4 protein-coding genes and 1 pseudogene are annotated in these 3,380 nt (G+C 41.9%); 2 read left to right on the top strand and 3 right to left on the bottom strand.

All coding sequences use genetic code 11. From position 1 onward, the window contains the following. The first annotated feature begins 83 nt into the window (after window positions 1-83). The gene (locus F6K53_RS35915) at window positions 84-425 is read left to right on the top strand and encodes a DUF5615 family PIN-like protein (protein WP_293084173.1); all 342 of its coding nucleotides are present in this window, start codon (window positions 84-86) and stop codon (window positions 423-425) included. Between the two features lie 131 nt (window positions 426-556). Here the strand turns inward: F6K53_RS35915 and F6K53_RS35910 are convergent. Next, window positions 557-697 (bottom strand): annotated as a pseudogene (locus F6K53_RS35910) (IS1 family transposase); the annotation flags it as partial. 349 nt (window positions 698-1,046) lie between these two features. On the opposite strand from F6K53_RS35910, the gene F6K53_RS35905 reads away from it, so the two are divergent. Further along, window positions 1,047-2,405, top strand: a complete 1,359-nt coding sequence (locus F6K53_RS35905; protein WP_293084170.1) for an FAD-dependent oxidoreductase — start codon at window positions 1,047-1,049, stop codon at window positions 2,403-2,405. A 294-nt stretch (window positions 2,406-2,699) separates the two neighbouring features. On the opposite strand, the gene F6K53_RS35900 is transcribed toward F6K53_RS35905, so the two are convergent. Beyond that, window positions 2,700-3,098: a type II toxin-antitoxin system VapC family toxin gene (locus F6K53_RS35900; protein WP_293084167.1), complete on the bottom strand. Its 399-nt coding sequence runs from the start codon at window positions 3,096-3,098 to the stop codon at window positions 2,700-2,702. Next, window positions 3,095-3,331 carry a type II toxin-antitoxin system VapB family antitoxin gene (gene vapB / locus F6K53_RS35895; protein ID WP_293084164.1) on the bottom strand — a complete coding sequence of 79 codons (237 nt, stop codon included), beginning with the start codon at window positions 3,329-3,331 and terminating at the stop codon, window positions 3,095-3,097. The genes F6K53_RS35900 and vapB overlap by 4 nt, the downstream gene beginning before the upstream one ends. Between the last annotated feature and the right edge of the window lie 49 nt (window positions 3,332-3,380).

Below are 3,380 nucleotides of genomic sequence, written 5' to 3'. Positions count from 1 at the left end.
GATTTCCCCGATTTGGAACTGGCAGATATTCAAGCTTGTCTGCTTTTTGCTGCACGACGCACTGATTTCCCCAGACTGACAGCATGAAGATTTGGATTGATGCTCAACTGCCTCCAACATTAGCAGATTGGCTGTCAACTACTTTTGGCTTAGAGGCTTTTGCTCTGCGAGACTTGGCTCTTCGAGATGCTCATGATATCGAGATTTTTGAAGCTGCACGATCTCAAAACGCTGTAATTATGACCAAAGATAGCGACTTTATCGATCTAGTATGTCGTTTGGGAACACCTCCTCAAATTTTGTGGCTAACCTGTGGTAACGTCACAAACCGCAACTTACAGCAATTACTAAGCGCTACTTTGCCTGATGCTTTAGAACAGTTGCAGCAAGGAGAAATGATTGTGGAAATAACTAATACTCCCTAAATTAAGATTGATACAGTCTACCCTAAGGTTAACCACCCAAAAACTTCCTCAACTGTCACTTCTAACTCTACTCCATTGAGAATCGGTAACGTAGAGGTGGTGTTGCTGAAGTATGAAATGGTTTCACCAGAAAGGGGGATTCTATGATATTTTAAATAATAAATAAGAAGCCTAATTGATAATTCCAACATCTCTGATGATTTAGAATAGCAAATAGTTCGTCGATGTAGTCTAGCTAAATAATAGCTTAATCCCATATTTTCATTTTCTATGTCTTGATACAAAGCGCGAGTGGGGTAACTTCAGTCAAAGAAGGTGGTCAAGGAGCAATTGAAGAATGGGTGCATCTCATATTTGTAAAAAAGTTGCGTAGGGTGCGTTAGGGGGGCCTCATTTTCCGCCTCGTAGCCAGGCTTTGGATAGCCCGCCCCGTAACGCACCACCGTGTCAAAGAGCAAAAATGAGATGCACCCTGAAGAATTCCTTGATAACCCATATTTCAATGTGGCAATTATAATTATTGAAGGGTGAAAAAAATATTAATTTTACAGTTATTATATCACTTTATTTCAATGGAATTACCCTGCTATAATTTAATAACTCTTAATAAAAAAACTCTTTATGAAAAGAAGAGAATTTCTAAGTTTGAGTGCATTCATGGCTGTGGTAGCAGCATGTAATGATTTGACTGACAATGACAAGTTTAAAGATACAAGTGACACTGTTATAGTTATTGGTGCTGGCATGGCAGGATTGGGAGCGGCACGACAATTACGTGATAAAGGGTACAGTGTTAAGGTACTTGAAGGTCGCGATCGCATTGGAGGAAGGGTTTGGACGAGCCGGTTTTGGCCTGAAACTCCAGTTGATTTAGGTGCATCGTGGATTCATGGAGTAAAGGGTAATCCCCTTACAAAACTGGCTAATGAAGCAGGGGTGACAAGAATTGAAACCAACTATGACAATTATATTTTGTATAAGACGAATGGGGAGGTGGCGAATGCTAAGTTTCGTTCTAGGATGCAGCGTTTGTTTGACCAGTTAGTAAAAGCTGTATCGCGTCAGGCAGAGGATGGTATGACCTTGCGCGAGAGTATCGAGGCTACTCCTATCTGGGCTGAGTTATCTGCACAGGAAAAACAACAAATAATGCACATAATAAATGTCACCGTTGAGCATGAGTTTGCTGGTGGTATTGGAGAAATGTCTGCTGTTAATTTTGATGATTCAGAGGTATTTGGCGGTGAAGATGTACTTTTTCCTGATGGATATGCTCGTATCACTGAATATCTTAGCCGTGACCTTGATATCCAATTGGAACAGATTGTTGAGGCGGTCACCTATGGGGATGATGGGGTTACAATAAAAACCAATCAGGATCTGTTTACGGCAGACCGAGTCATCGTAACTTTGCCCATCGGTGTGCTGAAAAATGGCACAGTGAAGTTTAATCCGCCATTACCTGCTGAGAAACAGAGGGCAATTCTTACCATCGGGGCAGGGTTATTAGACAAGCTGTTTTTGCGATTTCCAAAAATATTCTGGAATGAAAAGGTTGAGATTTTGGATTGGATTTCGGAAAAACACGGTCGTTGGAATGAATGGCTCAACATTGCTTTTTACACAGGCAAGCCGATTTTGTTAGGCTTCAACGCAGCTGATTATGCTCGTCAGATTGAGTCATGGAGTGATAGAGAAATAGTGGCTGACGCCATGAGGGTTTTGCGCACCATTTATGGCAATGACATCCCAAATCCTGAAAGCTGGCAATTATCTCGTTGGAGGTTAGATCCTTTTGCCTTTTGCTCCTATTCATTTAATGGGATTGGTGCAAGCGCAGATACACGCAATACACTAGGAAAAGCAGTTGGAAATCGTTTGTTTTTCGCTGGTGAAGCAACATCTGAAGATTATCCAGGAACTGTTCATGGAGCATACCTATCTGGAGTAAATGCTGCATCAACTATCATGAAGCTATAGCAATTATACGACTTGTGAGGTACAAATTTATGGTTTTTAGGGAGCAGGGAGCAGGGAGCAGGGAGCAGGCAAGAGGCAAGAGGCAAGAGGCAAGAGGCAAGAGGTAAAAAATTTTGTGTACCTCATAGCTATGAAAAACGCTATACTTTCTATGTTTATTTAGATGCTGCGTTATATTATAGTAACGTACCCTACAAGATTGCTATGGTGGGCAGTGCCTAGCAACGGGGTTTGTCAGCTGATATTATCTGTATCAAGCACTGCCCACCCTACGTGAACTAAAATCTATGGCTTCTAAAGCCAGTTATCCAGTTTAAGATCACAGATACGCTCAAACTCTGTTGTGTTGTTAGTAATAAGTGTAAGGTTATAAACAAGTGCGATCGCGGCTATTTGTAGATCCATTGCCCCAATAACATCGCCACTTCTTTCCAACATGGCACGCAGGTTACCGCAAACATCTGCTGCCCCTTCATCAAAGGGCAAAACTTCAAGGGGTGACACAAAAAGACTTACTGCCTCTTTGTTTTGCGCTGGCTTAGCACTTTTGTATGCTCCGTAGAGCAGCTCGTAGAGAGTGATAGCTGAAACCGCTACATCCCCGGCTTTAAGAGAGCGGAAGCGTTTCAATACCTGTTCCGGTCTGCGATTGATGATGTAAATGCAAATGTTGGTATCAAGCAGGTATTTCATTCAAAAATAGTTCCACGATCCTGAACAGGCTGCTGGTTGCGTCCATCGTTCATAAAATCATCAGAAAACATGGACAGGGATTGAAACAAATCTTCAAACCCCTCTTCAATGGGTTGCAGCAACACACCGCGACCATATCTGGATATTTTCACCTGCTTCCCAGGCATTCTATATTTTTTCGGTAGACGCACTTCTTGAGAGTATCCGTGTTGCGATAATTTAGCGTAATCCATAGTGAATATGCCCCTATAGTGTATAATAAAAATTATACACTATAGGGGA

It is taken from the genome of Moorena sp. SIO4A1 (assembly GCF_010672065.1).
Classification (GTDB): Bacteria; Cyanobacteriota; Cyanobacteriia; order Cyanobacteriales; family Coleofasciculaceae; genus Moorena.
The sequence above is the reverse complement of the archived record's forward strand: the minus strand, read 5'-3'. Positions and strand labels throughout refer to the sequence as shown.